Origin of the sequence: Rhizobium sp. AG207R (assembly GCF_027109195.1) — a bacterium.
GTDB classification, from domain to species: Bacteria; Pseudomonadota; Alphaproteobacteria; order Rhizobiales; family Rhizobiaceae; genus Rhizobium; species Rhizobium dioscoreae.
Genome location: NZ_JAEPVT010000008.1, coordinates 337947 through 344156 on the forward strand (window position 1 = coordinate 337947; position 6210 = coordinate 344156).

The 6210-nt window shown below is 53.1% G+C and carries 5 protein-coding genes; 4 read left to right on the forward strand and 1 reads right to left on the reverse strand.

Annotated elements, in window-relative coordinates:
- Nucleotides 1-6 precede the first annotated feature (6 nt).
- From JJQ51_RS21195 to JJQ51_RS21210, 4 genes are all read left to right on the forward strand, one after another.
- Nucleotides 7-282, forward strand: a complete 276-nt coding sequence (locus JJQ51_RS21195) for a hypothetical protein (RefSeq protein WP_269245299.1) — start codon at nucleotides 7-9, stop codon at nucleotides 280-282.
- A 351-nt stretch (nucleotides 283-633) separates the two neighbouring features.
- Nucleotides 634-1284: an invasion associated locus B family protein gene (locus JJQ51_RS21200; protein ID WP_269245300.1), complete on the forward strand. Its 651-nt coding sequence runs from the start codon at nucleotides 634-636 to the stop codon at nucleotides 1282-1284.
- Between the two features lie 1822 nt (nucleotides 1285-3106).
- Nucleotides 3107-3922, forward strand: a complete 816-nt coding sequence (locus JJQ51_RS21205; protein WP_269245301.1) for a galactosyl transferase — start codon at nucleotides 3107-3109, stop codon at nucleotides 3920-3922.
- Nucleotides 3923-4017: 95 nt separating this feature from the next.
- Entirely contained in the window at nucleotides 4018-4449 is a 432-nt protein-coding gene (locus tag JJQ51_RS21210) for a hypothetical protein (protein ID WP_269245302.1), read from the forward strand.
- Here the strand turns inward: JJQ51_RS21210 and JJQ51_RS21215 are convergent.
- On the reverse strand, nucleotides 4415-6210 hold a 1796-nt coding region (locus JJQ51_RS21215), incomplete at its 5' end, for an LPS-assembly protein LptD (protein WP_269245303.1). The genes JJQ51_RS21210 and JJQ51_RS21215 overlap by 35 nt on opposite strands.

Here is a 6210-nt window from a genome sequence, read left to right on the forward strand (position 1 = left end):
TCAACGATGGATCGCAAAGCCAACCGAGCTATCATTCGGAAAATATTGCTCACCGAGTGGGACCCCATCGGCGTGTCGGACATTCCTGAAGCGCAAGACGAATATGATGCCTATGCCGATACCGTCTTTGGCATGCTGGCCAACCAAACCGCCTCAGTTGAGGCCATCGCCCAGTATCTCTTCAAGATCGCGACCGAGCACATGGGGCTCTCATACCCAGAACTTATAGAGCGCTGCGATAAGGCGGCAAGAGCCGTCGCGGCACTTCAGTCAGACCGCTGAACCTACACACCATCAGCGCCAGGTGCGGCAATCACCGGATGCTTACGGCAACGCGCAGACCGGAAAGCGATGTATCGGCGACGAGTGCCAGGGATTGCCTTATACAATCGTCGATGGTTGGAGCGATAAAGTCTTGCGTCGTCGCAAGAGTTCGAGGTCCGCCTTGCAAAATCGGGACTCTATCGATCATCATATCGAGCCGGCTGTCGGCGGAAGAACACCATGACGTGGTTTAGCTTATCCAATTCTATTGAAAATAAATCAAATTCAGAAATGTCCGGATAAATCCAAAACATAATAACCGCCAAATTGCAATTAATACTAAAAATATCTGGAGGCATATAGGTATTAATGTGGAAACCGATCCGGCGTCACATGATTTACTCAAGAATTTTTTTCAGCGTTTGTGCCGTGTCGTTGCTTTTGGTGTGTAATGGCGCGTCTGCATCGGTCGGTCAGCAGAGTTTTGGCTTATACAATAATGAACCAAAGCAAGCACAACTTGACGTTGTAAACTATCGTCAGGAAATATCGACTGCTCAAGATAAGGGTCCTCTTCCTGGTGACGCCGACGTTCTCAAAGAGGCGTTTGGTGACTGGGCTATAGAATGCAAAGCCGTCGACATGGTTAAGCGTTGCGTGATGGGGCAATATCAGGTCGATAAAGCAACTGGAAACGAGATAATCTCCATTTCGATTTACCTTACCGGCGACGGCTCCGCCCGAGCCGTTGTGATGCTTCCTCTTGGCTTGGCAATTGACAAAGGCGCCAAATTAACCTGGGACGACAGCGGTGCATATGACATCGCACCGTTCGTATCGTGTGTTCCAGAAGGGTGTATTGCGTCACTGCTTTTGTCCGATTCCAGGCTTGCGGCTCTTGAACAAACCAAGTCGTTTTCAATCTCCGTCTCGGCCTTCGGTTCACTCGCAAAACCGACGTTTACAATACCGCTCGACGGATTCTCAGAGGCACGCGAGGAGTTGCTGCATTCGCAATAGCGGGTTTTCTCGGAACGGGATGCCTGTAAAGGATTATCAACGGTTCTGATTAAGTCTTTCTGGGTTAGGCATGCGCGCCGGGCGGGCAAACGTGAGGCTGCCAGCTTCATTAGGGATCCAGGCCCTCGGTGTCGCCGCCATGCCATGCTATTGGGATAGATAAGCATAGCCGCAACGCAGGAAATATAAATTGAGAAACTAGAAGTATATTAATTGGTAAGTTGAACATGTGTAGAATTTAAAAGCGCAGACCAGAAATTATGCAACATTGCAAATTAAAAATTATTAATTTGGAGGGTGCGGTGCTTGTATTTATTGCTGTCATTGCTGCGCTTATACTAAGTTGCTTGGTCATAAAAGTAACGCCCGATTCGCAGGACGAAGAAGATAATCCCTGGTAAGCAGGAGTGCTGCTCCTCGCGGCACCCTCGCAAGGTGGCATCAGGTCGCCGCTCAGCTGTATAAGCGAATAAGAAAATTCTGCCTGGCAATTCCTTCGGTGCTACATGTCGGAGGATTATGGAGGATTTGTCGTGGCTGACGCAATTTAGAACTTTGCGTCCTGAACGCGGCCAGGGTTGACGTCGCCGCGCGTGCGGAGCGTCAGGCGCGCACCGATGGCGAAATCGCTTGTGGAAGTGGCAGCCGTATCTTTCACGTCGAGAAATAAAGGGCTGAAGATCGTGCACTCGTCCTCCTAGGGTAGGGTCAGCTCACATCTGCTCGCGAAGACGTTGCGTGGTCGAGGCCCTCACAGGACAACATTCTGAAAAAGCGTACAAGCAGATATGAGGAAACCTGCGTGGTCTAGATCGAGGATGCGAGGGTCGCGCACTGCTTATTCCCGATACAGTTGAGAGCTTCCCGAATGGTTCCCGGAGCGTCCAACTGCAGCTCTATAAGTGGTCACAAGGTAGCAACCATTCGAAATGTTCCGGCCCTCTTGTCGCCAGGCTCACAAAGTATCGATCTGCTGTTCCTTGAAAACTCCAGTTCGGGACAATCGGCCGGACCTGGCTGCCCCACGGTCGAGGTCCGGCCACTCCTACAGACACCTGTCGAGCCTTAAGGCGCAATGGTGGTGATCAGCTAACTGGAACGAAAGACACAACCTGCCAATAGGAACGGGACAAATGTTCGGCTAGCGAATTGGCAGCTATGATAACGAGCCCGGAGGAATGCAAGCGGCCCGCCTGAAACTACGTATGAGCGCGGGCGACGGGTACGGATCGCCGCGTCGTCTGCATCTGTTGCGCTCACTTGGTGACGTCGTTTAAGGGCGCCAGTGTCATGCAGGAGTCCGACCGGATTCTGGGAATGATGATCTTCATCACGGTCGTGTCTATCTGTCGCCTTGTTGAGGGTTTTTCAAAATATTGAATTTTGCAAACAAACCACGCCGGGAGTGTCAAACTCAGCTATCCCGCTCTTTTCGACTATTACGGCCAGCAACTTGATTTATATCATAAAGTCAGTGGCTTACTGGTGCCGAGCTGCGCTCGAGCATACGAGTGAACCCGTCATGTTGGTGACAGGTCTTGCAATAGAGACATCTATTTAAATCAGGCCACATCTTTCGAAACCTTACAGCCGAATTTCAATCATCGATCTTAGCTACCGCTTACGTCGCCGCCTTTGCTGAACTCTCCGGGGGACTGAGGCCGGAAGCGCTTGATTTGTCAAGCATCCGGCTTCTGACACCCAACAGCCGCTCCCCACTTCTCAACAAACACTTCTCTGGGTGACTTCAGATGTCTTTGATCACGATGCGATGCCCTTTCGGTTCTGCAAGTACATGCCTTCATTTACGGGAGGTATGGTGATGACGCTTGTTACATTTATCATTCCCGTGCGCCATCAAGGCAATTGCAATGATTGGCCGTCACTGAAACGGCGGCTGTCACAGACGATCGCATCGATCTCGGGGCAGTACCACGGTGACTGGCGCGCTGTTATTATTGCCAATGAAGGCGCCGACCTGCCCGATCTGCCAGTGAATTTTTCGGTCAAGCGCGTTAGGTTTCCACCCAATCCACTATACGACCTGCACAGCGCCGAACGTGAGCACGTCTATGAAGCCGTGCGCCTGGACAAAGGCCGGCGCATATTGGCAGGCATGCTTTCAGCCCGTGACACGCGCTTCTTTATGACCGTCGATGACGATGATTTCGTCAGCGCCAATATCGTAGACTTCGCAGCCAAAAACCCCTGCGCCAACGGCTGGAAGATCGATCGTGGTTATCTCTGGAGCGAGGGGGGACGTCTGCTTTTGCATCACAACGACTTTGCCAACTTTTGCGGCACGTCGCTGATCATCCGGTCCGATCTCTACAAGCTACCGGCAAGTTTTGAGGATGCGGAGGTCGACTACATCAAATCCATGCTCGGCAGCCACGTGCGTATTGGTAAATTGCTCGCCGATGCCGGCACTCCCCTTGGATCACTTCCCTTCCGTGGTGCTATCTATCGGGTTGGTCACAGCGGCGCGCATAGCAAATCCTTGAATTTGTTCAAGGCCCATTTTCTGAACCCAACGGTTCTGCGCCATCCTCGCCAGTTCGTGCGCAATCTTACGCATGCCCGCCTTCTTAACAACGCACTTGAAAACGAATTCTTCGGTGCGAATACAAACGGATAGGGTTGATTACGGGTGGAAAATCGTTGAAACAAAATGACGTCCATCGTTGGAACACTTTCCAGACGTCTTTGTTTGCCGATCAAAAATAGGAATGTATGAAGGCTGAGCGCGAAAGGCAAGCTGAACGGGATCTACGTGCGTTGCGCGGTTTTGCTGCTGGAGCTTTTAACTGCAGTCTTTTTGCTGGCATGTGTTGGAACGCCAGTATTTTTCATCATAAAATTTTTTCTGAACCCACTGTATATGCTACATTTGCCGTAGGGACGGATAGCAAATCCAAGGACAACAGCGCGTCGCTGATCGGCCGTAATAGCCCTGTCGCTCTCTCAATGGCGCGCAAGTGGGCCTTGTTGTTGGCTTCGGTTGCTCCCGCCAGCCTAAAGACGACATACTTAAAATGCCCCGATCACCAGGCCCATTGGGATAATGTGAGCCAGTTCTTCTCGAAAGCTTTCTTCTGTCAATATACCGTTCTAGCGACTATTGGATGGCTCAGAATGTTGAGTCCTGAACGCTGCCGAGATTGACGTCACCAAGCGTGCGAAAGGTTATGCGTGCGCCAATTGAGAAGTCGTTTGTGGATCCGTCAGTCGTATCCTTCTTGTCGAGGAAAGAGAGACTGAAGACGGTACATTCATCCGTGTAGGAGAGACCAGCGCCGTATTTGGTTATTTCATCGTTGTTGAGATCATAGCTGACCGTGCCGAAGACCGACCAGTATTCCTTGAACTTGATCTGCGCGCGCGACTGGATTTCGTCCTGATTGCTGGTGAAACCATATTGCGGCTGGGCAGCAATATGCGTGTAGATCAAGGATGTCTGGAACACATCGTTCGAGAAGCCGACTGCCGTATCGCCGCGACGGAAGGCGAAATCCTTCTCGTCGAAGCGATCGGAGGTCGAAAGCGAGATGCCTTGCGGCGTCGTCAGCCCGACCATGGTGACATAGTCGGAGCGGGCCGTCTCAAGGCCGGAGTCCGAGCCCGCGCCTGCCAGATCGCTGGTCGCGAATGAGTTGCGTCCCGCGAGCTGATAGGACTGTCCGAAAATATGCTGCAGCTTGTAACCGCTGTCGAAGCTGGCGGTGTAGCGCCACCCGACATTGGCACGCGTGCCGCCTTCAACGCGGTCGAAGCCCGAGAACTTGTCACGATCAAACAGGTTGGTCGCATCGAAGACAAAGCTCTGCGCGTCCTCGTTCGGCAGCCGCCCGGCAAGTTGCTCGTCCGGTCGCACATAGATCTGAGCGATCGGCTCGAACACGTGCGTGCTGTTGCTTGTCGTGATGAGGAACGGATACTTGGCTTCGAGACCCAGGGTCGCCATGCCACGCGTGGCATAGTCGCTGTTGTCATAATTGCCGGAGTAGGTGTTGGCCGCCGGCCCGTTCATGTCCAGGCCGTAGACGTCGCCGCGAAGTGCGGCCAGCGGCGTCAAAACCAGGCCCTGATCCGTGGTGAAGGTACGCTGCCACTGCAGCTCGGTGCTCAGACGCGTATAGTCTCCGGAAAGACCGAGATAACGGTCGTTCAAGCTGGCGTCGCCGAGATCACTCGATGCGTCGAGCACAGAGGCCTTGCTACGCGACAGATGCGTGAAATTCATCGTTGCCGACAGCTCGCCGCCATAGACCGACTTCGGATCGACATAGTGATAGTCGATGCTCGGGTAGACGACAGCCTGTTCCTTGGTGGCGGTGTTGCTGTTATCGGCATCCTGGACCTGGTAATAGGAGGCGCGCATGTCGAAGAAATTGCGCTTTCCGATACCTGTCAAATAGGCCTGGTTCGTATGGGTGCTCTGGTTAAGCCCGTCCAGACCATAGGTGCGCGAGAAGTTATTGTCGCTCTGTACCATGACGTCCCAGCCGAACGTCCAGCGAGGATTGATTCTGAAATCGGCCTTGGAGCTGATCATACCGCGCGTTTTGTGCTCGGCATCGGTCGTACCCGCCGTGAAGGCGTCCGGATTCATCTGGTCGATGCCGGCAAAGCGCAGGATATGCGTTCCGTTCTCGAAGCGCTGGCGGAATTCACCCTCGAGAAGCAAGCCCTGGTTGGTGTAGCCCGTCGCGGTGACCGTCGCATCCATGCTCGGCGAGATGACGTAATAATAGGGGACCTTCAGTCCAAAACCCAGATGGCTCGAATAGCTTGCGGAAGGAAACAGGAAGCCGGACTTGCGCTTGACCGTATTGTCGGGAACCGTGACCCACGGAACATAGGCGATCGGCTGTCCGAACAACTCGAAACGGGCGTGCTCGAGACGAATCGTGTGTGTCACGCCGT